Raw genomic sequence first — 25,077 nt, 5'->3', positions numbered from 1 at the left:
AAGGCGCCCACCGCCGCTTCGAGGCCGGCGGTGGGGGAACAACGCCCACTCGGCCACCAGAGCCGGGGTTTCTTCACCGAGGTCGCCGGCTACGTTGCTGGGCCACTCACAGCGCACCGCGGCGGCACAGGGGCCGACCTGGGCAGGCCAACATCCCCACCGACACAGAGAGAGAGGGGGCGCCGGATGACCACCCGGGCACCCGGACACCCGAGGCCCCCCGAGGCCACCCCGACCGGCCCGGCCGGCACCCGGCCAGCGACGCCCACACGTCGCGACCGTCAACGCACCAACCGCGACGAATGGCAACACCGAGACTTCGAGCTGCAGATGCTCGCCCGTCGCACCCGCCGATGGGCCGGCACGCGCGCACCGAAACGTGGTCCGCGATGAGCAGATCATGGAACACCAGACGCCACGGCGGCGAAAACCCGTACGGCAACGCCTACCGACGCGACCGCCGACTCGCCCACAAAATCCTGCCAGCCTTCTGCGCTGCCTGCGGCCGAGTCGATCAGCCCCTCGAAGCCGACCACGTACCAGGAATTGCCGAGTATCAACGACGCTGCGGCGAGCTTCCACCAGCAGGTCTCCGCGCCGACGAAATCGAACGCTGGTACAGACTGCTCTGCCCAGAATGCCACCGCGAACGCACAGCGCAGCAACGCGCCGAAGGCCAACGGGCAGCAGCAGCCGCACGAGCTGCGGAGAAGGAAGCGCGGCGGCCGAAGCATCCACGCTCGGCCCTCGGTGCCGGCGCCCAGCCCGCCGACCTCGGAGTGTGGCCGCGAGTCCGCCCGCCGAAGGGTGGGGAGGGTCCCGACCAGGGGGAGGGCGGCAGCGAGGCCGACATAGTGCCTGCCGGTAAGCCCGGCTCGGCGAGTCCCCATGGGGAAACCCGCGAATCGACAGAAAGGGGCCTGTGATGGCCAGAAAGCAGGGTGCGGCGCCCACGGTTGAGGCCCGCACCAGGGCCGAGTACGCCGAGCTGTTGGACGAAATCGGGGGCGGTCGCGTCACGTTTTCGCCGGATGAGGCGGCGATGGTGGAGACCGCGGTGCGGTTGGCGCAGCGGATCGAGCTGTTGCAGCGCGCCCTTGACGGGGAGGCTGGACGGCCTGAGCCTGATCCGGCGATCCTCGTCAGGTTGTCGGCTGAGGTTCGAGCCTCCGAGAAGGAGTCGGTGCTGATGTGGGGCCGAGTTCGCCGGGGCCTTGAGCGCACGGTGGCGGGGGCGGGGCCGGTTGCGCCTACGTCGCGGCCGGCGGCTGTTCGGGGTGCCGGCCACGCCGGGGGGAGACGCAATCATGGGTAGGTTTGTGCAGCCTGCGGGGCCGTCGTTGGATTACAGCTCGCCGGGTGATTGGTTCCGGGCGGTGCGGTGCCTCGATGTGGCGTTGCATCGCGGGCGGGTCGATGAGTCTCACGGTCGGGTGGCGAATTTCTTGGATGCTTGGGAGTCGGCGAACGGTGGCCCGCCGCATAGGGCGCCGGGGGCTGGTGGTCGCATGTCGACGTGGTTGGTGCAGGTTGCCGCGGGGCGTGGGCAGTTCCCGGCGGTGGTGGGCGAGTCGAAGTTGTCGGATCATGCTGTGCGGCCGTCGCCGCCGGTGGCCGACCTGGCCGACTACCGCGACTTGTGAACGCCGGCGACGACGGCACCGCCGAGCTGGCCGCGGAGTTGGGCGCCGCGGTGGCGGCTCGGCTGATCGCGCTGGAAGGCAGGGTGGCCGAGTTGGAGCGGGAGCGCCGGCGGCCGCCATTGGTGCGCCTCGGCGGGCCGACCACGTTGCTCGATCATGCGGACTGACGAGGAGGGGCGGCCGTTGCCGCCGTGCACGCTCGCCGCGATCCATGCCGCTGCCACCGAGGCCGGGCGGTATCTGGCGTTGCCGGGTTGCCGGTTGCGTGGCCGCTGGCAGGAGTTGCACGGCGCGCTGGTGGAATGGTCGAACGTTTGGCCGCGGCCCATGCCGACGCCTGAGCAATGGGCCGAGCTGGTGGCCGCGATGCGCGCTGCCCGGGCCGATGAAGCTCTAGCCCGGGCAGCGGTCGGTTAGGTGGTCTGGCCGGTTGCCGCTTATCCGCCGGAAATGTTCGAGATAGGACCGAAACGGCCGCGTATACAGTGCGTACCGTTGCGGGTGGGATCGGTTGCAACACAACGGATAACGTGATCAATTGGCAACGTTTGGGTAGGTTCGGCCGGTATTCCGTTGGTCGCGGGTTCGAGCCCCGCCCGCCCCACCGTAAAGCGCCACTGTTCCTGGCGCGCCAGGAACAGTGGCGCAGTCATCCTCGTCGTGGTTCTGCAGTCGCGCCACCGGCTTGTGACGTCCTGCTTGCCGCTGCGCGGTTACACGTTGAAGAACGAAGCCAGCAACGCTTGGAACAGCTCCGGGATGGTGAGCGTCGGAATCTCGTTGATCGTGGTCATTCCCTCGGTAACCGATGTGGCAGCGTCGATTTGGGCTTCGGTCAAGCCGAGGTAGGAGTTGTGGAGGGCCAACCCGATCAGCACATCCTCAAAGCTTGTGTTCCCGCCGAACAGCAGGTCCCACCAACTTTCGTACACGTTGTTCGTGAAGATGTCGCCGTCGATGTTGAATATTTGGGTTTCGTAGAAGCCGGTGGGGACGGCGTCGGGGTTGGCACCGAGCATCACGAAACGTAACGCGTCGGTGGGCACGCCCGCTTCGACGAGGTCATCTTGGGCGTGGGCGGCCACCAGGCTGCTTTGGGAGTAGGTGAAGATGGTCAGCGGATCGGTGCACACGCCTGCGTCATCGCAGCCCATCGCGCCGGCGTTGTAGTCGGTGAGGATCGCGTCGATGAGGATCTTTTCGCCGCCCGGGACGCTCTCGAAGAAGTCATAAGAGTTGGGAAGCGTCAGCGCCTCCGACGACGCAACGGTGCCCTGGTACCCCAGCGGTTCCAAGTACAGGTCGATCCCGTTGCTGATGTAGTTGGCACTCGGTGTCGGGATCCCGGTCGGGCCCAGGACCAACGCGTCGCTCGAGCCGTAGAGGAATTCGTAGTTATTCTCGTCGGCTGCGTTGGCTGTGGCGGCGAATGCCATCGCGGCGCCACACAGCGCGGCGCCGATTATCAGTCGCTTCATAGCTCCCCCTTTTTCGCAAAGAGCCCAGATGATGTCGTCCGGCTGTTCTGCTCGGCATGTGAATACATCGATCGACACCTCCCCGGTGTAGATGTGAATCCTGCTGTGGCGGCACCGGTTGCCGACATACGGATTATTGCCGGTGGCGTCAATTTAGTCCCCGGAATCGAAATAATCGCCCACCGATTGCCGATGCCGAGTCTCCTGATGTACTAAGTGAATGGCCTCTGGAACATAAGCGGAAGATAAGCCTACGAGCGTCCATGGAAAAGGACTATCGAGTTTTGACCGCCACTATCGTGCCATTGACAAATGGCACAATCAGTGATGTCATCTCGACCGTGACGGAACCCCACGGCGCGGCGCTGCCCGCCATACCCACCCGTGCGACCCTGCGGGCCGTGCTGTCAGCCACAGCCACCCGCTGGACGCTGGGATGTCTCACCAGCGCGATCCCGATGAATCGACCCGGTGTCTGGTTCGGACGCAGGTTGATCGCCACCATCATGGCGGCGTTCGGGTCGATGCCCGGCGGCACCCGGATCGTGCCGGTGACCGGGCCCGGGTTGCGCGGGGAGTGGGTGCTCGGACCGGGCGTGGAGTTCGGCAAGCGCGCCGGCTACTACGTGCACGGCAGTGCCTACGTGATCTGCTCGGCGCGGACCCACCGCAAGCTGGTCGCGCGATGGTCACAGGCCACCGGCCTACCGATGTTCGTGGTGGATTACCGGCTGGCGCCCGAGCACCGATTTCCGGCGGCGGCCGACGATGTCGAAACCGGCTACCGGTGGCTGTTGGCCCAGGGGTATGCGGCATCCGACATCGTGGTCGGTGCGGACTCCGCCGGCGGTCACCTGGCCTGTGACATGTTGCTCGCGCACGCCGATGACCCGCATTTCCGGCCGGCCGCTGTGGTGCTGTTCTCGCCATTGATCGACCTGAGCCTGGGTCTGGCCCTACAGCAGGAAGTGGTGCGCCGCGACCCGGCGATGTCGGCTCGCGCCGCGCGCCGCATGGTGAGCCTCTACATGCGCGGACATGACCAGGCCGACCCGCGTCTCCGACTCGACTTCGCCCGGGCGGATCGGCTGCCGCCGATGCTCATTCAGGTCGGTGAATACGAGATGCTCAGCGCTGACGCACGGTACCTGGACGCCGAACTGCGCCGGGCCGGCGCAACCAGCACCCTGGAGATCTGGCCGGGGATGGTGCACGTCTTCCAAGCGCTGCCGCGGCTGGCGCCGGAAGCCGCATCGGCGCTGCGGCGGGCGGCGGCCTTCATCGCCGATGCCTACGGCGACGAGCGATCCGACACCCTCGAGGGGGTGTCGTGATCTTCGGCATCGACACGGTGCTCAACGCCTTCCGGACCGACCGGCGCTCGGTCAAGGCCAAGGCGGTGGTCACCGGTGCCGGCAGCGGTATCGGACGTTCCTTCGCCCTGGAACTGGTCCGCCGCGGCGGCGACGTCCTCTGCGCCGACATCGACGCCGCCCGCGCGGCCGAGACGGTGGCACTGATCGAGCAGCTTCCCACCGGCACCGGACATGCGGTGCAGTGCGATGTATCCGACCGTGCCGCAGTCGAGCAGCTGGCCCGGCATGCCCTGGAGGTCTTCGGCGGTGCGCCGACCCTGGTGATCAACAATGCCGGCGTCGGCATCGGGGGAAAGCCGGTCGGCGACATCGGCTTCGAGGACTGGGAGTGGGCGCTCGGGATCAACCTGTGGGGGGTGGTCCACGGCTGTGAGATCTTCACACCGATCCTTCGCGAGGCCGGCCGCGGCGGGATCATCAACGTGGCATCGGCGGCAGGATTCGCTGCCGCGCCCTCGATGGCGGCCTACAACGTGTCCAAAGCCGGCGTCATGTCGCTGTCGGAGACGCTGGCCGCCGAACTCGATGGGACCGACATCGCGGTCACCATGTTGTGCCCGACCTTCGTCAAGACCAACGTCTTTACCGACGGCCGGATCACTCCCGGCTCGATGAGCCTCAGCCAGCAGCTGGCCCGCTGGACCGGATTGTCCGCGGACAGCGTCGCGGCGCGCACGCTGGACGCGCACGACAGCGGGCGGCTGTATGTGGTGCCACAGTTCGACGCCACCGTCATCTGGCACCTCAAGCGACATTTCCCCGCGCTGTATGCCCGTGGCGCCGGCCTGCTCGGCCGCGTCCTTCCCAAGAACTGAACCGTCTCACGAAAGGAATACAGCCGATCATGGCGATGGACCTGGACGACATGCTGCAGAAGATCAAGGACAAGCAGTGGGCCTTGGTCGACATCGACTGGGATGCCCCGGGAGCCGAGCTGATCGAGCCCGAGCTGTGGGCCAAGCTCAAACCGTTCATGACCGACCTGATGTGGATCGAGAACGTTGGTGCCCGCGGATTCGCGGCGCTGGCCAAGAAGGCGCCGACCCCGACACTGAAGAGCATTTACGAGCACTTCCACGCCGAGGAGCAGAAGCACGCCAATGCCGAACTCGCGCTGATGCGACGGTGGGGCATGCTGGAGGACGACGAAGTCCCGCCGCCGAGCGTCAACGTGCAGCTGGTGATCACCTGGCTCGACAAGTTCTCCGACGGCATGTCGTTGTCGATTCTGGGCACCGTCATCCCCATGTTGGAAGTAGCCCTCGACGGCGCGCTGATCAAGTTCATCACCGACGAGGTCAAAGACCCGGTGGCCCAAGAGGTGTTCAAGCGGATCAACTCCGACGAGTCGCGTCATCTGGCGGTCGACTTCGAGGTGATGGACATCCTGGGCCACGCGAGCATCCGCAAGTTGGCTGTCGAACTCGTCGGCAGCTGGCTGAACCCGGCGCTGGTGGTCGGCACGTTGAGCTACTTCCCGCTGCTGAACAAGATGCGCGACAACATCGTGGCGATGGGCGTCAATGAGGAACGCCTCTACCAGGCGATGCGCCGGTTCCAAAACGTCGGTGAACGAAGCGCATTTGCCCGCCGGGTGCCGATGTACCGGTTGATCTCCTGGCACGGCAAGAAGGTGATCGACCGCAGCTCGAAGTACCACTGGCTGGCTGATTCGCTGGTGAAAGTCACCGGCGTCATCCCGGCGTCGTTGGTCCGTCACGAGCCGAGTTGGTCGCGGGAACTGACCTACGAACCGGTCGCATGAGGGAGCAGGACATGACGATCTCCGTAGCGATCATCGGCGCCGGGTTCGCCGGTGTCGGTGCCGCCATCCGCCTCAAGGCCCAAGGCATCACCGATTTCGTAATCCTCGAGCGCGATTCGCGTGTCGGGGGCACGTGGCGGGACAACACCTATCCGGGTGCCGAATGCGATATTCCGTCGCGGCTGTACTCCTACAGCTTCGCGCGTAACCCGGAGTGGTCGCAGACCTACTCGGGCAGTGCGGAGATCCTCGGGTACATCGACAGCATGGTCGAATCCGCCGGAATTGCACCTCACATCCGGTTCGGCCACAACGTCACCGGTGTCGTCTACGACGCCGACGCGGGGGAGTGGACCGTCGGTCTTGCCGGCCGGGAGCCGCTGCGGGCCCGGACCGTGATCGTGGCCTCCGGGCCGCTGGCCAATCACAGCTTCCCGAGCATCCCGGGTATCGAGACCTACGAAGGCCACAAGATCCACAGTGCCCGTTGGGATCACGACTACGACTTCGTCGGCAAGAAGGTTGCCGTCATCGGCACCGGATCCAGCGGGGTCCAGATCATCCCGGAACTTGTCAAGGTCGCCGAGTCGGTGAAGGTATTCCAACGCACGCCGGGCTGGGTGCTGCCCAAGCTCAACACGTCGACCGGTGACCGACTCAAGCAGTTCTACAGGCACGTGCCGCTGGCCGAGAAGCTGATGCGGTCCGCCTGGTACTGGGGCCACGAGTCGGTAGCCCTTGGGGTGGTATGGGACACCCCGCTGACCCGGCTCGTCGAAGCCATCAGCGCCGCAAATCTGCGTCTGCAGGTGAAGGACCCCTGGATGCGTCGCCAGCTGACACCGGACTTCTCGGCCGGATGCAAGCGGCTGCTGATGACCAGCGACTACTACCCGGCACTGCAGGCGGACAACTGCACCTTGGTGACCTGGCCTATCGCCCGCTTGTCGCCCAAGGGAATCCGCACCGTTGAGGGCATCGAGCACCGATTCGACGCCATCGTATTCGCCACCGGCTTCGATGTTTCCAAGGCCGGGACCCCATTCCCGGTCACCGGCCTGGACGGTCGCGATCTGGCTTCGGAATGGAGCCGCGGCGCCTACGCCTACCGCAGCGTCGCGGTATCGGGTTATCCGAACCTGTTCTTCACCTTCGGTCCGAACTCGGGTCCCGGCCACAACTCAGCGCTGGTCTACATGGAAGCCCAGATCGACTACATCGTCGGGGCGATCTCCAAACTGCTGCAGTTCGACTGGAAATCGCTGGATGTGCGGCCCGAGGTGCAGTCCCGCTACAACAAGGACATTCAGCGGCGCCTGGAATCGACCACCTGGAACTCCGGATGCCAGAGCTGGTATCTGACCGAGGACGGTTTCAACGCCACCATGTTCCCGGGCTTTGCCACCCAATACGTCAACCAGCTGAAGACGGTTGACTTGAAGGACTTCAAGATCACTGTGGCGGAGACCAGCCGCGACCCGGTTCTGAGCACATAGGCTGCACTGGTGGCCGAGTACCGGATCGACGACCTCGCACGGGAGGCGGGAACGACCACCCGCAACGTTCGGGTCTACCAGGAGAACGGTCTGCTGCCCCGGCCGCAGCGCCGGGGCCGCGTCGCGATCTACACCGACCGGCACCTCAAGCAGCTGAAGGCGATCATTCGCTTGCTCGGCGAGGGCTTCACGGTCAAGCACATCCTGAAGTTCCTCACCGGTCTGCAACGCGGCGAGGATCTGGTCGAGGTGCTGGATCTGGCCGATCTGGGCGAGCTGGTGACTGCGCCGTGGTCGAACCCGGTGTCGCAGAGCATGACCCGCGACCAGCTGGAAACGCGGCTCGGCAGTCTGGACGACCCGATGCTGCGCCGGCTCGCCGATGACGGAGTGATCGAGCCGAGCACCACCGACAACAACTACCGGGTGATCGATCTGCGCCTCGTCGATGACCTGGCCACGCTGATCTCGCGTGGTATGCCATTGCCGGCACTGCTGAACGCGGTCGGCGAAGTCGACCAGAAACTGGACGAAGCGGCCGGCGTGCTGGCCCGCAGCGGACATTCGGAGGTGGTGCGCCAGCGAGGGGCTGGATGGTTACCCGCCAACGACGACGAACTCGCGTGGGCCGCCGACTTGGTGGATGCCATGCGCCGGGTGGCACGACGAGCAGCGCACGCCAGCCTGGACCGGGCGTTCGACGCGGCGGTACGCACCGAGTTGCGGCGATACCAGCGCGAGAGCAGAACGCAGGACGCGCCCGGGGACGGGAACCCCTGACGCGAGCTGTGTGGGGAATAGCTCAACGCGCGGACCACCGGATCAGGCGGACTTGACAGCGTTTGCGCCGATCTGGGTACCCGGGGCTGACGAGGATCAGCGGGCCGTTCGCTGAAGGAGGGCGTGGTGTGGTGCTCACCGAGCTGACGGTGACGGACCTGTTCCGGGTGGTCGACCTGATCGGCGTGCTCGGCAACGCGTTGCTGGGCGGCGTGGTCGCCCGCAAGGAAGGGCTGGATCCGGTCGGCTTTGCCGCCCTGGCCGTGTTATCGGGTCTGGGCGGCGGCATGATCCGCGACGCCCTACTGCAGCGCGGCACGCCGGTCGCTCTCACTGACTACGCGTACCTGTTGACCGCACTGGCCGGAGCGCTGATCGCGTTCGTCTTCCGGGTAGAGGGCCGGGTGTGGAACCGGGCATGGCCGATCGTCGACGCGCTGGCGCTGGGATGCTGGGCCGCCACCGGCGCGCACAAGACGCTCGCCGTCGGGCTCGGCTGGTTGGCCGCGCTGCTGTTGGGGACGATCTCGGCGGTCGGCGGCGGCGCGTTGCGTGACATCGCGATACGGCGGGTGCCCGGCATCTTCGGTGGCAACACCTTGTACGCCACCTGCGCGCTGGCCGCGAGCGGTGTGCTGGTGCTTTTCAACTACCGCGAGCACCCGACCCCCGGCCTGTTAATGGCAGCACTGACCGGAACGGTGTTGTGCCTGCTTTCCCACTGGCGCGGGTGGATGTTGCCCGCGGCCGACTCCTGGTCACCAGGTGGGGCTTTCGCACGTCACCGCCCCACATCGCCGGATACCGCCGACCTCCAAGACGGGAAGGACTTCAACGACGAGCGCTGAATCACTCGCGGCACAGCGGAATCGACCCCGCCACCTATCAGAAGGCGGCATCGGCGGGCCGCGTCAGCACGGACATCCCGGTCAACCATTCCCCGGCCTTTGCCCCGGTCATGCAGTCGTCGCTGGAGTGGCCGCTGACGCTTTAATGCGGTTCCGCGGAGCCATCGGGGATATAAAGAGGAATGCATCGCGAGACGCAGACGACCACCGGCAGCGCGCCTCGCCGAATTCCGGCGGCGTTCATCGGGCATGGCAGCCCGATGAACGCGATTGAAACCAACCGGTACACCTCGGCGTGGCAGGCGTTCGGGCAAGCGGTGACGCGACCTCGCGCCATCTTGGTGATCAGCGCGCATTGGTACATCAACGCGACGGCCGTCACCGCCATGCCGCGGCCCCGCACCATCCATGATTTCTATGGGTTCCCGCCGGAGCTGTTCGAGGTTCAGTACCCCGCGCCCGGCCTACCCGAGTTGGCCGACGAAATCTCCGAAGCGGTGCACCCGACCTGGGTGGGCGCCGACATCGACAGCTGGGGTATCGATCACGGCGCCTGGTCGGTGCTGGTGCACGCCTTCCCCGATGCGTCCATTCCGGTTGTGCAGCTGTCGATCAACGCTGACAAGCCGCTCGACTACCACCTCGACCTGGGTGCCCGGCTGGCTCCGCTACGAGACCGTGGTGTGCTGGTGATCGCCAGTGGCAACGTCGTGCACAATCTGCGGGCCATGGACTGGCACCTCGCTGACAAGGGGTACGACTGGGCCATTCGCTTCGACGAGGATGCCAAGACGCTGATGCTGTCGGACCCTGTCGACGCCGTGCGACTCGACCGGCACAGTGACTATCGGGCTGCCGTGCCGACACCGGACCATTTCATCCCGTTGCTGTACTTCGCCGGACTAACCGGCGTTGCCTCGGGCACCCCAGACATTCTCGTCGAAGGCTACGCGTACGGATCGATGTCGATGACCGCCTACACCCTCGGACATGCCGGGGCCGATGCCGCCACCGACAGCCGGTCGGATGCCCCGCAGTCACCGCCTGCCTTTCCCGCCGACGCTTCCAACATCTGAATCGGCGGAGACGCTCAACTGGATCGTCGTGGTGGCAATACCGGTGTCGTCAGTGTTCCGCGGGTGAGGTACTCGTCCAGGTTTCGCAGCGTCAGCGCGGCCATCGCCGACCGGGTTCGTGGTGTCGCGCTACCGATGTGCGGGAGCAGCACCACGTTGTCCAACTCGCGCAATTGCTCGGGAACGTGCGGCTCGTCGGCGTAGACATCAAGGCCGGCACCCGCAAGGCGTTTGTCGACAAGCAATTCCACCAGTGCGTCCTGATCTACGACACTGCCGCGAGCGACGTTGATCAGGTAGCCGTCATCGCCCAGCGCCTCCAGCACTTGCCGACTGACCAATTCCCGGCTGCCCCTGCCGCCGCTGACCGCAATCACCAGTACGTCGGCCGATTCGGCAAGTTCGATCGGCGACGCGGCATAGTGATAGGGGCAGTCGGGTGCCCGCCGGCAATTGTGATACGAGATCTGGCAGCCGAATCCGGTCAGCCGAGACGCGATCGCCGAGCCGATCCGGCCCAACCCCAGGATCCCGACCCGGGTTCCGCTCACATCACGGGCCAACGGCAGCGGTCCCTCGACCGGCCAGCGACCGGCCCGGACGTAGCGATCCGCACTGCAGAAGCCGCGCATCGTCGCAAGCAGCAAGCCGACGGCGGTATCGGCGACGCTGTCGTTGAGGACGTCGGGGGTGTTGCTGACTCCGATGCCGAGTCGTTGCGCCTCGTCGACGTCGATCAAGTCGTAGCCGGCCCCGTAATTCACGATCGCACCGAGATTGGGTAGCGCGTTCATGAGGCGGGCATCGACGCCCGGCGGTCCCGCCACCACGGCGGCGACGACGCTCGGCCCATGCTCGGCCAGGAAGGCGTCCCGCTCGCGCCCGTCCGGCAACTGCAGTGGTTGATGTTTCGCGGTCAAGGCCTCGGCCAACGCCGCATCCGGCCTGCCTACTTCGAGAACTCCCATACCGTCAGTGTCCACGGCGGGGCGTCTCGGTATGGCCCGCGTGTGCGCTGCGCAGTCGATGAGCCCGGCAACGTCGAGACAGGCCGCCGGCTACAGCTTTCCGGCGACGAAGTCCGCGGCCTCGTTGACCATCCCTGCCGAGATATAGGCGCTGGCCAGGTGCTGCGGCCAATTCTCCTGCCAGGTATTCGGGTCGGCGGGGTTGCAGATCGGGTCGGCGCCATGACACTGCTCGATGGTCCGATCGTTGTAGATCGGGTTGAAGTTCGTGATGGGACCGACCCATTGACTGCCGTTGCCGAACAGTGCGACCGCCGCGATGTGCTCGTCGGCACCCGGTGGCAGGGGATTGGTGAAGCCGAACGCCGAGAAGGGGACGGCGAGCACCACGTCGGTGACTGCGGCACCCAGTGAGTAGCCCCCCGGCACGATGCGGGTGTTCGGGCATCCGTTGATCGTGTTCTGGATGCGGGCGCTCATGTCGTTGGCGCCCTGGTCGATCTGATTGTCAGCGGGGTAGTTCACCGCATACAGACTGACGTTCTTGGAAGTCTTGGCGCGCAGCGCGCTGACGAACGCGTTGCCGACCGCGCCGGCCCCGGGCGATTCCAAACGCCCACGGGCGAACACCACTTCGACGTCGGGGCAGGCCGCGCTGGCCGGTGCAACCGCGCCGGGCGCCCCGGCGGGGATCACGACGGGTGCGGTCAGCAGGGCTGCCGCCAGCACAGTGACCCGACTTGTGAGTCTCAATCGGCGGGCCGAGGAATCGCTCACGAGGTGGATAGTAGTGGTCCGCCGACCCACTGTCGCCACCGGCTCGGGCTCGGTCGACGTACCTCGTTCAGCGATGGCGTCGCGCCGCCTCAGCTGCCCCGCGACTCTTCGAGATACGCCGCCAGCGCGTTGGTCAATCCGCGGCGGGCCTCCTCGAGATCGGCGTACGAGCCCAGCTGGCGCTCGGAGACCAGCCCGCGCATCGCACCCGGAATGAGAGCGGCCACCTCGCGCACCCGCTGTGGGTCGACCCCGAGGCCTGCGAACGCACTGTGGCAGGTCTGCAGCCAGCTTCTGCCCCAGGAGAACAACTCCGCCGCGGTGCGCGGGTACAGCCGTTCCAGCTCACTGTGATCGCGGGGGAGCGCGGCCCGCAGGTTCTCGATCGCCCGCGAATCCTGCGACGCCAACCCGTCATATAGCGTATCGATGATCGCGGCGACCCGATCCCGCAGCGGCGCATCCGTTTTCACACCGGCGAATGCCGACATCGCCGCATCGCGGCGTTCGGCGGTCCGATGCAGCACCGCCGCCCAGAAGCCGTCGACGTCGCCGAACTGATACTGCACCGCACCCCAGGTGGCGCCGCTCTCCCTGGCGATCCGGCTCGCCGACACCGCTCCCGGATCGCCGGTGGCCAGTGAGCGCACTGCGGCGTCGAGCATCGCCTCGCGGGTTGCCAGCCCCCGCTTGTTGCTGCGCCGAGGCGCCGGTTGCGTCATCCCGGGAATCCTAGCAACATTTCCATAGCACCCACTATGATTCTGGTGCGGGTCGAACTATGCTGCGGAAGTCGGCCCGGTCCAGACTTCGGAGAGGACATCTGCGCATGGCTAAACCGCCGCTGTCGATGAAGCCGACCGGCTGGTTTCAGGTCGCCTGGTCCGACGAGATCGGTCTCGGCGAGGTCCACAGCATGAAGTACTTCGATCAGGAGATGGTCGCCTGGCGTGCCGAATCCGGCCAGCTCACCGTGATGAACGCCTACTGCGAGCATCTCGGGGCGCACCTGGGCTACGGCGGCACCGTCTGCGGCGAGGTGCTGCAGTGCCCGTTTCACGGCTGGCAGTGGAACTCCCAGGGCCGCAACGTCTGTATCCCCTACCAGGACAAGCCCAACCGCGGCCGGCGGATCGGCACCTACCCGGTCGTCGAGCGCAACGAGTCGGTCTACATCTGGCATGACGTGGACCGACGCGAGCCGTATTTCGACCCGCCCGACGTGTTCGCGAGTTTCGATGACCGCACCGCCGCCGACTATTACCCGCAGCAGCGGCTTTACCGGCGGTCTCTCGAGATGCACCCGCAGTACGTGCTGGAGAACGGGGTGGATTTCGCCCACTTCAAATACGTGCACCGCACCCCGATCGTGCCGGTGTTCACCCGCCACGACTTCGCCGAACCGGTGTCCTACGTGGACTTCACCATCACCTTCGAAGGCGACGACGGTCAGCGGATCGAAGATGTCAACAGTGGGGTGGAGGCCATCAACGGCGGCCTGGGCATCGCGGTGACCAAGAGCTGGGGCATGATCGACAACCGCACCATCTCGGCGATCACCCCGGTCGACGACCGCACCTCCGACGTCCGGTTCATGGTCTACATCGGCCGGACGCCGGGCGCCGACCCCGCGCGCGCCGAGGCCCGGGGCGCCGAATTCGGGCGGGAAGTGATCCGCCAATTCGAACAGGACATCTACATCTGGTCGCACCAGCGCTATTCGGACCCACCGGCCCTGGCCAGCGCCGAGTACGAGGGCTTCACCGCAATCCGGCAGTGGGCCAAGCAGTTCTATCCCGACGGCATCGGCGGCAGTGCTGCCGAGGTCGCTGAAGCCACAGTCCAGAAAGGCTCACCCGCATGACCGCATCCGACGCACCGATCCGCGTGTTCCAGGTCGCCACCGGCAATGTCGGTACCGAGATGATCAAGCGGATCGCGCCTCGCCCCGATCTCGAACTTGTTGGCGTGCATTGCTACTCGCCCGAGAAGGTCGGCAAGGACGCCGGCGAGCTGGCCGGGATCTCGCCCAACGGGGTGATAGCGACCGGGACCGTCGAGGAGATCATCGCCGCCAAACCGGACGTGCTGACCTTCCACGGCGTGTTCCCCGATGAGGACCTCTACGTCAAGGTTCTGGAGGCGGGCATCAACATCGTCACCACCGCGGACTGGATCACCGGCTGGCATCGTGACCACAACCACCCGCACCCGTCGGGGAAGCCGGTGACACAACTGCTGGCCGAGGCGTGCAAAAAGGGCGGGTCGACCTTCTACGGCACCGGGATGAACCCGGGCCTCAACCAGATCCTGGGCGTGGTCGCTGCGGCCGACGTCGCCGAGATCGAGAACGTCACCACCATCGAATCGGTCGACGTGTCCTGCCATCACTCAAAGGAGACCTGGATCGAGGTCGGCTACGGCCAGCCGGCCGATGATCCGGAGATCCCGGCCAAGCTGGAGAAGTTCACCCGCGTCTTCGCAGACAGCGTGCTGATGATGGCCGACTGCTTCGACCTGACACTCGACGAGGTCACCTTCGGCTATGAGCTGGGGGTGTGCACCAAAGACGTCGACCTGGGCTGGTACACCTTGCCCAAAGGTTCGTTGGGCGGCAACTACATCAAGTACCAGGGCATGGTCGACGGTGTGCCGCGCGTCGAAACGCACCTGGAATGGCAGATGACCCCGCACACCGAACCGAACTGGAAGATCAAGGGCTGCTACATCACCCGGGTCACCGGTGATCCGTGCGTGTACAACAAGCACATGATCTTGCCGAAGCCCGGCGTCGACCTGTCAGATCCGGACAACTTCGCCTCGATCGGGATGACCGTGACCGGGCTGCCGGCACTCAACGCGATCAGTTCGGTGGTGGCCGCCCGTCCGGGCCTGTTGACCAGTGCCGACCTGCCGTTGCGGGGTTTCGCCGGCCGCTTCAAACTCTGATCGGTCCGAGGCCCGACCGAGCGTCAGGGACTTGCCGGGGTCCCCGCCGAACCGCCCGACGTCGCCGACGAATCGGGGGCCTCGGCCGGCAGCGGCGTGCCGGAGCTGCCTTCGGGTAGCGGCGTGCCGGAGCTGCCAACGGGCGGTGAAGCCGGCGCCGGATTGGCGGGGCGCGATGACGGGCCTTGAGCCGGGGCCGGCGCCCGATGGCTGCCGCCACTCGCGGGGGACTGCGATCCGGCTCCGGCCGGAGCCTGCGGCTGCGGCGCGGCCGGCCGGGACTGCGGTTGCGGCGCCGGAACCACCCACCGGATCAGGTCGGCGCCGCCGGCCTGATACACCATGCTGTTCGGCGCGTCGCCGGTGACGTCGAAATAGACCTTGCCGCTGGTCTTCTGGCCCTGGGTCAGGCCGGTCGGCACGATGCCCTGCGGAGTGGGCACGGTGAACAGCGACTGGTAATCCTGGCCGCTGGCGGAGCGGGCACTGAGGTTGGCGACGATCGGGAACACGGTGCCCTGGATCGCCTCGTCGGTGGCGGTGGCCTCCCACAGCGTGCCGCGCGGTTGGTAAGGGATGGTATCCGAGCTGGGCCGTAGGTCGGCGACTGTCCAGCCGTGCACTCCGGGACCCTCCGGCAGCGTGCCCTGGGTGCCGAGCGGGTGAGTGGCCGGGGCAGGCTCGTCCGCGGCGGCGATTCCGGTGCTGAACGCACCGGCGGCGGCCAATGCTCCGGCTGCCAGGACGGTCGAGATGGACTTCATGTGGTCTGACTCCTCGGTTCGGCGGCATCCCGGTGATTGGTACTCAGGTACTGAATCCTAACGGGCCGCCGACCGGGCCGCCGCGGAAACGAGTCCGGCCCGGCCCCCGCGGAAGCGGAGGCCGGGCCGGATGAACGACCTATGGCGCGGTCAGTTCGACCCGGTCACGTTGCTCGTGCCGCCGGCTGCCGGCGCACCCGGGGCGGGAAGCGGCGTGCCCTGGTTTCCACCCGAAGCCGTCGCGCCGCCGGCGTCGCTGCCGTGCGAGCTGGCCGCAGCCGGGCTTTCCGACCCTGCGGTCGGGGCGCCGGGGGTCTCGGCGGGAAGCGGCGTGCCGGAGCTGCCGGCCGCCGCCGGGGTGTTGGCCGGAGCGGACGCCTCGGGGGTGCCCGCCGAGGTCGGCGTCTCCGAGCCGCTTGCCGCTGCCGGGGTGCCCTCGGTGCTTCCGGTGGTCGCCGGCGTGCCGTCGGCCTCGGCCGGCAGCGGGGTGCCCTGGCTGGCGGAGTTCAGCGGCGTGCCCTGACTGCCGGTGGCCGACGGGGCACTCTCGCTGCCGGTGGTCTGGTTGCCGGCGGGCGCCGGGGTGGTCTGGCTGCCCGACTGCGCCGGCTTTCCGCTGGTGGCCGCAGGGCTGCGCTGCGAGCCGGCCGCCGGGGCCGACGAACCGCCGTTGGCCGGTGCCGCCTGGACCCAGATCAGCTGGTCCTTGCCGGCGAACTGGTAGACCGCGCTGTTGGGCGCGTCGCCGGTGACGTCGAAGTACACCTTGCCGGTGGTCTTCTGGCCCTGCGCCAGGTTCGAGGGGTTCACGCCCTGCGGGGTGGCGACACCGAACAGCGCGGGGTAGGTCTGACCGCTGGGCGACCGGGCGCCGAGGTTGGCGACGACCGGGGTGACGGTGCCCTGAATGGCGACGTCGGTGGCGGTGGCCTCCCACAGCGTGCCGTGTGGCTGGTAGGGAATGGCGTCCGAGCTGGGCCGCAGGTCGCTGATGGTCCAGCCTTGGATTACCCCGCCGTTGTCGATGGTGGCCTGGCTTCCGATCGGGTGGGTCGTCGGAGTGACGTCACCGGCGTCGGCGCCGGCGGTTGCGACGCTGAGGGCGCCGGCCGCGGCCAATGCTCCCGCTGCTGCGACGGCAGTAGTGATCAACTTCATTATTGGTTGACTCCTCGGTTCGACTGGATCTCGGGGGTTATGTAGTCCAGACCGCAGATCTTAACGGATTTGACCTTGTTGTTTGCCCGCGTCTCAGAGTTGCGATACATCTCGTTGCGTCGGCGCGGCACGGCCGGTCAGGAATGCGAACTCCACCAGGAATAGAACTGCTCCAGGCTCGGGGTGCTGTGTTCGGTGCGCAGCGCCGCCATCATCAGGTCGGCATCGTTGGTCCACACCAGCGTGGGCGAGCCCTGCCGCGTGCCGCACAACAGCATTCCGCTCGGTTTGTCCGGTGTGGCGGTCCGGTGCCACGCCCCCGGCGACTGGATCCGGCCCGGACAGGTGACGACGTTGGTGGCCTGCACGGTGTTATCGAAACTCAGCCGCAACGTGCCGGCATTCGGGAACAGCGAGTAGGTCGCCGAGGGCGGGCCGTCCACATCGACGTTGCGGCCGCAGGTCACCTCCGCGATGGCGCCGCCCATCGGTGTGGTCGACGCGCAGGCGTCCTGCGGATAACCGGCGGGCAGCAGTTTGAGCAACCGCGCCTGGGCTTCGGCGTTCGACACCGGCGATGCGGGCTCACTGGCAGCGGCGGCGGACCCCGGCAGGTCGCTGTCGGCGGCGAATTCATCGGAACCCGACCGGTTCGTCAGCCAGGTGATCAGCCCCACGACCACGGCCAGCGCCGCGGCAAGACGCAGCAGTTTCTTGCGTTTGGCGGGATTGCGATAGGCGGGCACCGGTCGCGGCGAGCTGAACCAGTCATGGTCGGGGGTCGAGATGCGCGGAATGCTCGGCTGTCCGGTGGCGCGGACGGCGGCACCCACCGGTTCCGGTGCCGGAGCGGGTTCGGTTTCCGGTGTGGTCGGCGCGGTGGGCGCCGGGGTGCTCGGTTGGGTCGCGGCCTGTGACACCGGCGGGGCGGGCGACACCGGCGGCGCGGGCGGCACCGGACCTGCCGGCGACGTCGCGGCCGGTGCCGCCGGTGGTTTCGGTTGTTCGGGCGGCTGCGCAGTCGGCACCACTGGCGGCACGCTCGGCTTCGGTTGCTCGATCAACGGCAGGGTGGACTGTTGACTGGCCTCGTAGATCTGCAGCGTCCGGTGCTGATCGGGCGCACCGAGCGCCTGATAGGCCGCGGTCGCCAGTTCGGCGGCGCTGCCATAGCGCTCCTGAGGATCCTTGGCCATGCCCTTGGCGATCACCGCGTCAAAGGTGGGCGGGATCGTGGACCCGGCATGGCTGGGCCGCGGAATGGGCTTGGTCTGATGAGCATTGGCCAGCATCTTGACGCTGTCGGCCCGGTACGGCGGTGAGCCGGTCAAGCACTGGTAGAGCACGCACGCCAGCGAGTAGACATCGACGCCCGGGCCGAAGTCGCCGCCGGAGAACAGCTCCGGCGCCGAGTACTTCCAGCGAGCGCCCGCGTGGTCGGCGTCACCGGCGTTCGCCCCGGGCGCCCCGGCGATGCCGAAGTCCACCAGGTAGACGAAGTCGTCACCGGTCAGCAGGAGGTTCCGCGGTTTGACGCCGCGGTGGATCACCCCGGCGGCGTGCGCGGCATCCAGCGCCGAGGCGGCCTGCCACACGATGTTGACGGCGCGCGACGGCGGCAGCACCCCGGTGCGTTTCAACAGCGCGGAAAGGTCGGCGCCGTGGACCAGGGGCATGTCGATGAAGACCTCGCCGTCCAGGTCGCCGTAATCGCGGACCGGTACCACGTGCGGTTCCTGAACCCGCCCGACGGTCAGCGCCTCACGCTGCAACCACTCCCGGAACGCCGGGTCGCGGCCCAACGCCGGTGCAAGCAGTTTGAGCGCGGCCGGGCGATCCTTCTGCGTGTCGACGGCTTCGTAAACCTCGCCGGTGGGGCCGCGGCCCAGCAGACGTTTGAGGAGGTAGCGCCCAACACGTGACCCAGCCCGCGAACCCGGCGCGGTCTCGCCCATCATCGACTCCTCAAGCAGACCCGTGAACACCGACCACCGAACCGGCGGTTGATGACATTGCCGCCAATAATTTCACCATTGAATCCAGCGGCTATCAGCCGGTCGTGCCAACCTGCCCCGAAAGGCGGTCTGCGGTCACCGGCCGGTCAAGTTGCTGATCGTCAAGATCTCCAGGTTGCGGTAGGCGCGCCCGGTGGGCTGCACCAGATCGTGGAACCAGACCTGCGGCTCCGCGGTGTAGGGGCTGTCCCAGGAGTCCCACGGCAGGTAGGTCTGCGTTCGCCCGGCGACGAAACCCCAGTTGTAGGCGCCCACATTGTGGCGCTTCATGATCGGCAGAATCCCGTCGATGGTGTTGCCCTTGGTGCGCGCCAGATACTCGGTGCACATCATCGGCCGGCCCAGCGGAGCGAGCTCGGCGATCCGCTCACTGAACGCCGCCGGCCTGTCATAGGAGTGGAACGTGATGATGTCGGAGCTGTTGAGCTGGGTGTTGACGATCGTGCTGCCCTGCCGCGAGCCCTCCCAGATGCCACTGGTCAACGGCTGACGAGGGTCGACCGCGCGCGCCCAACTGAAGACCTGGGGAAGCAGGTCGCTGATGAGGTCGAGTTTGTCGGAGCGCTCGACGCTGCTGTACTCCCGAGCCATGTTGTCCGGCTCGTTCCACAGGTCCCAGGCCAGAATCCGTTCGTCGTAGCGGAACTGGGTCATCACGCCGGTGACGTAGTCATAGAGGGTGCGGTAGTAGTTGCGGTCACCGAGCCGCTCGGCGCCGGGGCTCTGCACCCACCGCGAGTTGTGGATACCGGGCCGGGGCGCAAGCTGCTGGCCCGCCTTGGGGTGCGGGTCCCAGCAGGAATCGAACAGTACGAACATCGGCTTGATCCGGCGCCGAGCGGCGACGGAGACGAACTGGGCCAGCCGGTACTGGAAGCCCTTACGGTCGGCCGCCCAGAGCTGGTCGTGCAGGAACACCCGCACGGTGTTGAACCCCGCCGAGCGGGCCCAGCCCAGCTCGGCGTCGATGCGCCGCAGGTCGAAGGTTCCGGGCTGAAACATCTCGAGCTGGTTGACGGCGGTCGAGGTGATGTAGTTGGAGCCGACGGGCCAGCCCTGCGCCTGATACCAGCGGTTGGCCCGGTCGATCGACCACCGGCCGGCGTCGGCACCGGCCCGCGGGATGCGGCTCAGGGCGGGACCCGCCGCCAACAGGAGCGGCAGCCCCAGTGCCGTTCGACGCTTCACGCAGTGACCATAGCGCCCGGCTCGCCGGTGCGGCGGGTGGATGTCCGGCCTGTCGCCGGGCAAATCGGGCGCGCGTCACAGATGCAACAGAGGCCACCTACACTCATCGAAACTTCTCCGTCCGAGTCGCGTTGCCGGGAGGCCGACTATGTCGCAGCACCTGCAGGACAAAGTTGTCGTCGTCACCGGCGCCGGCGGTGGGTTCGGCAAACTGATCGCGGAGAAGTGCGCCGCCGGCGGCGCCCGGGTGGTCGGCGTGGACATCGGCGCCGAGAACCTCGCTGCGGTCTTCGACGGCATCCGCGCCGCCGGGCTGTCGGGCACCCACCACATCGCCGACGTCACCGACATGGGGCAGATGAAAGCCGCCGTGGAGCACGCGGTGCAGACCTTCGGCGCGGTAGACGTCATCGTCAACAACGCCGGGGTGATGCCGTTGGCGTACTTCGCCGACCACGACAAAGCCTGGCAGCAGTGGCACCGCGCCATCGACATCAATATCAAGGGCGTGGTGAACGGGATCTCGGCCGTCTACGATCAAATGATCGCCCAGGGCCGCGGCCACGTCGTCAACATCTCCTCGATCTACGGCAACGCCGGAGTGGCCGGTTCCGGGGTCTACAGCGCGACCAAGGCCGCGGTCACCGTGCTGTCGGACTCGCTGCGCAGCGAGGCCAAGGGCAAGATCAAGGTGACCACGGTCAAACCGACCGGCGTGCTCGGCACCAATCTCGGCAGCGGGGTCGTCAACGGCGCGGCGATCATGGGCATCGTCGGTTCGCGTGCCGAGAACTACATCCAGTCGATGACCGCATTCGCCAACGGCACCCTGGCGGCCGAGCAGACCGACGTCGACTCGGTGAAGTACTGGCTGATCACCCCCGACGACCTCGCCGCGGCCGTAGTCGCAGTGATCGACCAGCCGTGGGGGATCAGCATCAGTGACATCACCGTGCGGGCAAGCGGCGAAGACTACATCTACTGACACCGAGGCGGCCGTCACGATGTATCCCGGCGCTCATGCGGCGACCACGCCGGACAAGCCGGCGATCATCGTCGCCGACACCGCAGAGACCCTCACCTACGGCCAACTCGACGCCCGCTCGCGGCGGTTCGCCCGCCACCTCTACGACGTCGGGGTCCGGCCGGGCGACCACATCGCGGTGCTCTGCGACAACCAGCCGCGCGCATTGGAGATCTACTGGGCCGCCATGTGTTCCGGGCTCTACATCACGTTCATCAACTCGCACCTGACCGCCGGGGAGGTCGCCTACGTCGTCAACGACTGCGATGCGCAGACCCTGGTGATCGCCGAGAAGTACGCCGGCATCGCCGGTGCGGTGGTCGCCCGGACACCCCGGGTCGCTCGCCGGATCGCACTCGGGCTCATCGATGGTTTCGACGACTACGAGACCCTGGTGGCGGCCGCCTCGGCGCAACCGTTGCCGGCGCAGCCGTGCGGAGCGGACATGCTGTACTCGTCGGGCACAACCGGGTTCCCCAAGGGGATCAAGGTGCCGTTGCCCGGCCGCGACGTCGACGCGCCGGGCGACCGGATAACGGGCTTGTTCGCGCCGCCGATGGGTTTGGCTGCCGATTCGGTCTATCTGTCGCCGGCCCCGGTCTACCACTCGGCCCCGCTGCGGTTCATGGCCATGGCACACCGGGTCGGCGCCACGGTGGTGATGATGCGGCACTTCGACGCCGCGGACGCGCTGGGGTTCATCGAGCGGTATCGGGTCACCCACAGTCAGTGGGTGCCGACGATGTTCGTCCGGATGCTCAGACTCGACCGGCGGCTTCGTGACTCCTATGACCTGTCATCGCACCGCTGCGCAGTACATGGCGCAGCGCCCTGCTCGGCGGAGGTCAAACACGCCATGATCGATTGGTGGGGGCCGATCCTGCTGGAGTATTACTCGGCCACCGAAGCCGCCGGCACCACCATCATCGACAGTCACGACTGGTTGTCGCATCCCGGCTCGGTCGGCAAACCGGTACTGGGCGTTGCCCACATCTGCGACGACAGCGGCTGCGAGGTCGCGGTGGGAGAGCACGGCACCGTCTACTTTGAACGTGACGCCGCGCCTTTCGAATACCACAACGACCCGCAGCGCACCGCCGAAACCCGCCACCGGAACCATCCGAACTGGACCACCACCGGTGACGTGGGATACCTCGACGCCGAGGGCTACTTGTATCTCACCGACCGTAAGTCGTTCACGATCATCTCCGGTGGGGTCAACATCTACCCGCAGGAGATCGAGAACGCGCTGGCACTGCACCCGGCGGTGCTGGATGTGGCCGTCATCGGCGTCCCCGATGAGGAGATGGGGCAGTCGGTGCTGGCGGTGGTCCACCCGGCTGCCGAAGCCGGCCCGCGCGACGAGTTGACCGCAGCGCTCGATCGGTTCCTGCGGGAGCGACTGGCCCACTACAAGGTGCCCCGCCGCTACGAATTCAGCACCGACCTGCCGCGAACACCCACCGGCAAGCTGGTCAAGCGACGACTGCAGGAGCGTTATGCCTGACTGGGATTCGCCGGCGTTCACCGCGGCCGAGGTGGCCCGCTACCACGACGCCGGGTGGTGGTCGCAGACCACGCTGTCGGATGCGGTCCGCCGCAACGCGCAACGTTTCCCGGCCCGCGCCGCCTACGTCGACCATCCCGGCGCGGAACTGACGTGGCGGGAGTTCGACGCGGCGGCGGACACCCTGGCGGCCAGGCTCGCCGGCGCAGGAGTGTCGCCGGGTGACCGTATCGCAGTCTGGCACGGCGACTCCGCAGCCATCCATGTGCTGTTCGTGGCGATCGAGCGGTGCGGCGCGGTGGTGGTGGGCATCGGTGCGCGTGCCGGGATCCGAGAGGTGACGGCAATCCTGGCCGCAGCGCAGGCCGAGCTGCTGATCACCGACGAGCCGCGTCAGGCGGCCGCGGCCGACCTCGAGATCCACACGGTGCACATCGATGCGCTGAACGCCGCCGCCGAGATCGGGCTGCCCGGGCCGCAACTCGGCGCCGACGACGTTTTCTTGATCAATTCCACCTCCGGCACCACCGGTCTGCCCAAGTGCGTCGTGCACACCCAGAACCGGTGGCACTACTTCCATCAGCTGGCCGCCGCCAACGGGCAGCTGAGCGGCGACGACGTTTTTCTGCCGATCATCCCGACCCCGTTCGGTTTCGGGCTCTGGACCAGCCACACCACCCCGATCCACCTCGGTGTCACGGCGATCCTGCTGGACCGGTTCACCGCCGCGGCGACCTGCGCTGCCATAGCCGAACACCGCGTCAGCGTGTTGTGTTGTGTCAGCACACAATTGACGATGATGATGGCCGACCCGGCGAGTCGGGAGTTCGACCTGAGCTCGCTGCGGGTGGTGTTCACCGGCGGCGAGGCGTTGCCCTACCGGCCGGCCGCGGAGTTCGAGGAACTCACCGGGGCCACGATCCTGCAGTTCTACGGTTCCAACGAGACCGGCCTGCTCAGCGCGACCACCCTCGACGACCCGCTGGAGCGGCGGCTGCGCACCGGAGGGCGGGTCGTTCCGGAGATGGCGGTCCGGCTGTTCGGCGGCGAGGACGGCGACACCGACGTGACCGATAGCGGTCGCGGCCAACCCGCCTGCCGGGGACCGGCCACCAGCCTCGGTTATCTGGGCGGTGCCGATCACGACAAACTGTTCACCGCGGACGGCTGGATGCGCATGGGTGACATCTGCGAGATCGACGTCGACGGCTACCTCAGCGTCACCGGCCGGACGTCGGACTTCATCTTGCGGGGCGGCAAGAACATCAGCGCCGCACAGGTCGAGGACGCCGTCATGACCCACCCGGCGATCGCGGTGGCCGCCGCGGTGCCGATGCCAGATCCGGTGTTCGGCGAGAAGGTGTGCGTGTTCGCCGAACTCGCCGACGCGAAGGTCGCCGGCACCGGCAACCTTGAATTGCCCGAGCTTGTCGAGCACCTGCTGGCCCTCGGGGTGTCGAAAGAGCTACTGCCTGAACGCCTCGTCGTCGTCGACGAACTGCCGCGGTCCTCCGGCGGCAAGATCGCCAAAGGGCAGCTGCGACAGATCAGCGGTCACTCGTAGCCCTCGTAGACCTGCGATGGGCCGTCGGGCGTGATGAGATAGCCCACCGTCGCGATGTGCACGTCGCCGACCGGGTCGAGCTCGCGGTAGCCGCCGAACAGTTCGACGTCGTCGTCCTGTAGGCCTACCCGGAAGCCGCCCCACAGGTAGGGAACCGGGAACCACAGCTGCTTTCCGGGCAGCTCGTGCAGCACCTCGACCGGGGGATACCGGAACATCCGTCGCAGATCGACACCGCGGAACAGTTGCTGGATCAGGTCGTCGATGATTCCGGCGAGCTGGGTGTTGAGCGCGGCGATCCGGTCGCGGTCCAGCGGCGCCGCCGGGGGCTTGAGTACCTCCAACAGCTCGGCAGGCTGGTGGTGCTCGACGGCGATGTCGTAGGCGGTGCGCCCGGCGGCGTCGGGCTGGCTGCGCAGGGCGCCCCGCTCGATCAGCCATGACGCGACGTCCGGGGACGCCCCGTGCCAGCCGGCCTGATGCAGCACGGTCAGCCAGGTTTTGCCGCCGGGACGCCAGGCCTTGACGTCGACCACGTGGTCGCCGCGGTCGAGTTCGCGAACCACCTTGCGCCACTTGCCTCGCTTGGCGGCGTCGGCCAGATACAACGCGGCCTGCGCCTGCCGGTTGCCCAGCAGCGAGCGGTCCATCACGCCCGGCCACAGCGGCGCATTGTTGCGGATCTCGGTGTAGGTCGTCAC

Annotated in this window: 26 protein-coding genes and 1 tRNA gene; 17 read left to right on the top strand and 10 right to left on the bottom strand. The window is 67.2% G+C overall.

Annotated elements, in window-relative coordinates:
* Positions 1–398 precede the first annotated feature (398 nt).
* Positions 399–680, bottom strand: coding sequence for a hypothetical protein (locus BST10_RS22895; RefSeq protein ID WP_133054398.1), 282 nt, complete (start codon positions 678–680; stop codon positions 399–401).
* Positions 681–925: 245 nt separating this feature from the next.
* Here BST10_RS22895 and BST10_RS02425 point away from each other — a divergent pair, with 245 nt between their 5' ends.
* The 5 genes from BST10_RS02425 to BST10_RS23155 all read left to right on the top strand — a co-directional run bounded on the left by BST10_RS02425 (position 926) and on the right by BST10_RS23155 (position 2,247).
* A complete protein-coding gene (locus tag BST10_RS02425; protein ID WP_235673579.1) occupies positions 926–1,315 on the top strand; it encodes a hypothetical protein in 390 nt (129 codons plus the stop codon).
* A gap of 193 nt (positions 1,316–1,508) precedes the next feature.
* A complete protein-coding gene (locus BST10_RS24095) occupies positions 1,509–1,643 on the top strand; it encodes a hypothetical protein (RefSeq protein ID WP_264079706.1) in 135 nt (44 codons plus the stop codon).
* A complete protein-coding gene (locus BST10_RS23160) occupies positions 1,640–1,810 on the top strand; it encodes a hypothetical protein (RefSeq protein ID WP_163762314.1) in 171 nt (56 codons plus the stop codon). Before BST10_RS24095 ends, BST10_RS23160 begins: the two co-directional genes overlap by 4 nt.
* On the top strand, positions 1,800–2,060 hold the full coding sequence (locus BST10_RS02415; RefSeq protein WP_083036250.1) for a hypothetical protein: 261 nt from the start codon (positions 1,800–1,802) through the stop codon (positions 2,058–2,060). The genes BST10_RS23160 and BST10_RS02415 overlap by 11 nt, the downstream gene beginning before the upstream one ends.
* An 80-nt stretch (positions 2,061–2,140) precedes the next feature.
* Positions 2,141–2,247 (top strand) — tRNA-OTHER (locus tag BST10_RS23155).
* A 109-nt stretch (positions 2,248–2,356) separates the two neighbouring features.
* Here BST10_RS23155 and BST10_RS02410 read toward each other — a convergent pair.
* On the bottom strand, positions 2,357–3,121 hold the full coding sequence (locus BST10_RS02410; RefSeq protein ID WP_083036249.1) for a PE-PPE domain-containing protein: 765 nt from the start codon (positions 3,119–3,121) through the stop codon (positions 2,357–2,359).
* 341 nt (positions 3,122–3,462) lie between these two features.
* Between BST10_RS02410 and BST10_RS02405 the strand changes: the two genes are divergently transcribed.
* From BST10_RS02405 to ygiD, 7 genes are all read left to right on the top strand, one after another.
* Complete coding sequence (locus BST10_RS02405) at positions 3,463–4,455, top strand: alpha/beta hydrolase (protein ID WP_235673581.1); 993 nt, start codon at positions 3,463–3,465, stop codon at positions 4,453–4,455.
* Positions 4,455–5,312, top strand: a complete 858-nt coding sequence (locus BST10_RS02400) for an SDR family NAD(P)-dependent oxidoreductase (protein WP_109559380.1) — start codon at positions 4,455–4,457, stop codon at positions 5,310–5,312. Before BST10_RS02405 ends, BST10_RS02400 begins: the two co-directional genes overlap by 1 nt.
* 29 nt (positions 5,313–5,341) lie before the next feature.
* Entirely contained in the window at positions 5,342–6,262 is a 921-nt protein-coding gene (locus BST10_RS02395) for a reductase (protein WP_083036248.1), read from the top strand.
* Positions 6,263–6,273: 11 nt separating this feature from the next.
* A complete protein-coding gene (locus BST10_RS02390; RefSeq protein WP_083036247.1) occupies positions 6,274–7,758 on the top strand; it encodes a flavin-containing monooxygenase in 1,485 nt (494 codons plus the stop codon).
* 9 nt (positions 7,759–7,767) lie between these two features.
* Positions 7,768–8,538, top strand: coding sequence for a MerR family transcriptional regulator (locus tag BST10_RS02385; RefSeq protein WP_083036246.1), 771 nt, complete (start codon positions 7,768–7,770; stop codon positions 8,536–8,538).
* Positions 8,539–8,666: 128 nt separating this feature from the next.
* Positions 8,667–9,386: a trimeric intracellular cation channel family protein gene (locus BST10_RS02380; protein WP_083036245.1), complete on the top strand. Its 720-nt coding sequence runs from the start codon at positions 8,667–8,669 to the stop codon at positions 9,384–9,386.
* Positions 9,387–9,613: 227 nt separating this feature from the next.
* Complete coding sequence (gene ygiD, locus BST10_RS02375; RefSeq protein WP_457920501.1) at positions 9,614–10,462, top strand: 4,5-DOPA-extradiol-dioxygenase; 849 nt, start codon at positions 9,614–9,616, stop codon at positions 10,460–10,462.
* 14 nt (positions 10,463–10,476) lie between these two features.
* Here the strand turns inward: ygiD and BST10_RS02370 are convergent, their stop codons facing one another.
* From BST10_RS02370 to BST10_RS02360, 3 genes are all read right to left on the bottom strand, one after another.
* Positions 10,477–11,430 carry a 2-hydroxyacid dehydrogenase gene (locus tag BST10_RS02370; protein WP_083036243.1) on the bottom strand — a complete coding sequence of 318 codons (954 nt, stop codon included), beginning with the start codon at positions 11,428–11,430 and terminating at the stop codon, positions 10,477–10,479.
* A gap of 90 nt (positions 11,431–11,520) precedes the next feature.
* A complete protein-coding gene (locus BST10_RS02365) occupies positions 11,521–12,207 on the bottom strand; it encodes a cutinase family protein (protein ID WP_083036242.1) in 687 nt (228 codons plus the stop codon).
* Between the two features lie 89 nt (positions 12,208–12,296).
* The gene (locus BST10_RS02360; RefSeq protein WP_083036241.1) at positions 12,297–12,929 is read right to left on the bottom strand and encodes a TetR/AcrR family transcriptional regulator; all 633 of its coding nucleotides are present in this window, start codon (positions 12,927–12,929) and stop codon (positions 12,297–12,299) included.
* Positions 12,930–13,036: 107 nt separating this feature from the next.
* On the opposite strand from BST10_RS02360, the gene BST10_RS02355 reads away from it, so the two are divergent.
* Together BST10_RS02355 and BST10_RS02350 are read left to right on the top strand one after the other, a co-directional pair.
* On the top strand, positions 13,037–14,071 hold the full coding sequence (locus BST10_RS02355) for a Rieske 2Fe-2S domain-containing protein (RefSeq protein WP_083036240.1): 1,035 nt from the start codon (positions 13,037–13,039) through the stop codon (positions 14,069–14,071).
* The gene (locus BST10_RS02350; RefSeq protein ID WP_083036239.1) at positions 14,068–15,156 is read left to right on the top strand and encodes an NAD(P)H-dependent amine dehydrogenase family protein; all 1,089 of its coding nucleotides are present in this window, start codon (positions 14,068–14,070) and stop codon (positions 15,154–15,156) included. Before BST10_RS02355 ends, BST10_RS02350 begins: the two co-directional genes overlap by 4 nt.
* Positions 15,157–15,179: 23 nt before the next feature.
* Here the strand turns inward: BST10_RS02350 and BST10_RS02345 are convergent, their stop codons facing one another.
* From BST10_RS02345 to BST10_RS02330, 4 genes are all read right to left on the bottom strand, one after another.
* Positions 15,180–15,920, bottom strand: coding sequence for an MPT63 family protein (locus BST10_RS02345; protein WP_083036238.1), 741 nt, complete (start codon positions 15,918–15,920; stop codon positions 15,180–15,182).
* 150 nt (positions 15,921–16,070) lie between these two features.
* A complete protein-coding gene (locus BST10_RS02340; RefSeq protein ID WP_083036237.1) occupies positions 16,071–17,078 on the bottom strand; it encodes an MPT63 family protein in 1,008 nt (335 codons plus the stop codon).
* Positions 17,079–17,215: 137 nt separating this feature from the next.
* Positions 17,216–19,033 carry a serine/threonine-protein kinase gene (locus tag BST10_RS02335; protein WP_165757170.1) on the bottom strand — a complete coding sequence of 606 codons (1,818 nt, stop codon included), beginning with the start codon at positions 19,031–19,033 and terminating at the stop codon, positions 17,216–17,218.
* A gap of 135 nt (positions 19,034–19,168) precedes the next feature.
* Positions 19,169–20,281 (bottom strand): cellulase family glycosylhydrolase, encoded by a 1,113-nt coding sequence (locus BST10_RS02330; RefSeq protein ID WP_013828556.1) that lies wholly within the window; start codon positions 20,279–20,281, stop codon positions 19,169–19,171.
* Between the two features lie 148 nt (positions 20,282–20,429).
* Between BST10_RS02330 and BST10_RS02325 the strand changes: the two genes are divergently transcribed.
* From BST10_RS02325 to BST10_RS02315, 3 genes are read left to right on the top strand one after another with little or no spacing between them, the layout of a single operon-like run.
* A complete protein-coding gene (locus BST10_RS02325) occupies positions 20,430–21,266 on the top strand; it encodes an SDR family oxidoreductase (protein WP_083036235.1) in 837 nt (278 codons plus the stop codon).
* 19 nt (positions 21,267–21,285) lie between these two features.
* Positions 21,286–22,812, top strand: coding sequence for an acyl-CoA synthetase (locus BST10_RS02320; protein ID WP_083036234.1), 1,527 nt, complete (start codon positions 21,286–21,288; stop codon positions 22,810–22,812).
* Complete coding sequence (locus BST10_RS02315; RefSeq protein WP_083036233.1) at positions 22,805–24,376, top strand: class I adenylate-forming enzyme family protein; 1,572 nt, start codon at positions 22,805–22,807, stop codon at positions 24,374–24,376. Before BST10_RS02320 ends, BST10_RS02315 begins: the two co-directional genes overlap by 8 nt.
* Here the strand turns inward: BST10_RS02315 and BST10_RS02310 are convergent.
* Positions 24,367–25,077: an ankyrin repeat domain-containing protein gene (locus BST10_RS02310; protein WP_083036232.1), complete on the bottom strand. Its 711-nt coding sequence runs from the start codon at positions 25,075–25,077 to the stop codon at positions 24,367–24,369. The two genes, BST10_RS02315 and BST10_RS02310, sit on opposite strands and share 10 nt — an antisense overlap.

It is taken from the genome of Mycolicibacter algericus DSM 45454 (assembly GCF_002086455.1).
Lineage (GTDB): Bacteria > Actinomycetota > Actinomycetes > Mycobacteriales > Mycobacteriaceae > Mycobacterium > Mycobacterium algericum.
The sequence above is the reverse complement of the archived record's forward strand: the minus strand, read 5'-3'. Positions and strand labels throughout refer to the sequence as shown.

Excerpts from the sequence above, each read along its gene's own strand:
- BST10_RS02350 (WP_083036239.1), top strand. The coding sequence starts at position 14,068 with ATGACCGCATCCGACGCACCGATCCGCGTGTTCCAGGTCGCCACCGGC.
- BST10_RS02425 (WP_235673579.1), top strand. The coding sequence starts at position 926 with ATGGCCAGAAAGCAGGGTGCGGCGCCCACGGTTGAGGCCCGCACCAGG.
- BST10_RS02410 (WP_083036249.1), bottom strand. The coding sequence starts at position 3,121 with ATGAAGCGACTGATAATCGGCGCCGCGCTGTGTGGCGCCGCGATGGCA.
- BST10_RS02340 (WP_083036237.1), bottom strand. The coding sequence starts at position 17,078 with ATGAAGTTGATCACTACTGCCGTCGCAGCAGCGGGAGCATTGGCCGCG.
- BST10_RS02315 (WP_083036233.1), top strand. The coding sequence starts at position 22,805 with ATGCCTGACTGGGATTCGCCGGCGTTCACCGCGGCCGAGGTGGCCCGC.
- BST10_RS02370 (WP_083036243.1), bottom strand. The coding sequence starts at position 11,430 with ATGGGAGTTCTCGAAGTAGGCAGGCCGGATGCGGCGTTGGCCGAGGCC.
- BST10_RS02360 (WP_083036241.1), bottom strand. The coding sequence starts at position 12,929 with ATGACGCAACCGGCGCCTCGGCGCAGCAACAAGCGGGGGCTGGCAACC.
- BST10_RS02345 (WP_083036238.1), bottom strand. The coding sequence starts at position 15,920 with ATGAAGTCCATCTCGACCGTCCTGGCAGCCGGAGCATTGGCCGCCGCC.
- BST10_RS02395 (WP_083036248.1), top strand. The coding sequence starts at position 5,342 with ATGGCGATGGACCTGGACGACATGCTGCAGAAGATCAAGGACAAGCAG.
- BST10_RS02335 (WP_165757170.1), bottom strand. The coding sequence starts at position 19,033 with ATGGGCGAGACCGCGCCGGGTTCGCGGGCTGGGTCACGTGTTGGGCGC.
- BST10_RS02415 (WP_083036250.1), top strand. The coding sequence starts at position 1,800 with ATGCGGACTGACGAGGAGGGGCGGCCGTTGCCGCCGTGCACGCTCGCC.
- BST10_RS02325 (WP_083036235.1), top strand. The coding sequence starts at position 20,430 with ATGTCGCAGCACCTGCAGGACAAAGTTGTCGTCGTCACCGGCGCCGGC.
- BST10_RS02390 (WP_083036247.1), top strand. The coding sequence starts at position 6,274 with ATGACGATCTCCGTAGCGATCATCGGCGCCGGGTTCGCCGGTGTCGGT.
- BST10_RS02320 (WP_083036234.1), top strand. The coding sequence starts at position 21,286 with ATGTATCCCGGCGCTCATGCGGCGACCACGCCGGACAAGCCGGCGATC.
- BST10_RS24095 (WP_264079706.1), top strand. The coding sequence starts at position 1,509 with ATGTCGACGTGGTTGGTGCAGGTTGCCGCGGGGCGTGGGCAGTTCCCG.
- BST10_RS02355 (WP_083036240.1), top strand. The coding sequence starts at position 13,037 with ATGGCTAAACCGCCGCTGTCGATGAAGCCGACCGGCTGGTTTCAGGTC.